The 290-nt window shown below is 57.9% G+C and carries 1 protein-coding gene; it reads left to right on the plus strand.

The features are described from left to right. Window positions 1–290 (plus strand): hypothetical protein (locus tag AC1RPW_RS08370; RefSeq protein ID WP_481769503.1); only part of this gene is annotated, 290 nt, incomplete at both ends.

A 290-nucleotide genomic window follows, 5' to 3' on the forward strand; every position in this document is an offset into this window, starting at 1 on the left:
CTCTCCGACTCGGAGGCGCTAGAAGCAGAATTGCATCGAGCGATTCGCAGCACTGGGATACGCCGTTATACGCTGGAGCTGGAGAACCCGACTGAGGTTGGAGTACGCACCTTCTACGAGGCGCGAATCACGTTGCACGTGGACCTTGAACTCGGTATCGACGAGCCGGCATCCCTGCGACTAACTCCGTTTCCCGAGGACTTGGAGCGTCCGACGCCACAACAGATCATTGACGCACAGCGCGAGATCGCGATCGATGAGCCGTGTAGTCCAACGATAGTGATAGAGCG

The sequence above is a fragment of the Dellaglioa sp. CoH-55-MRSF-8 genome (assembly GCF_056782195.1).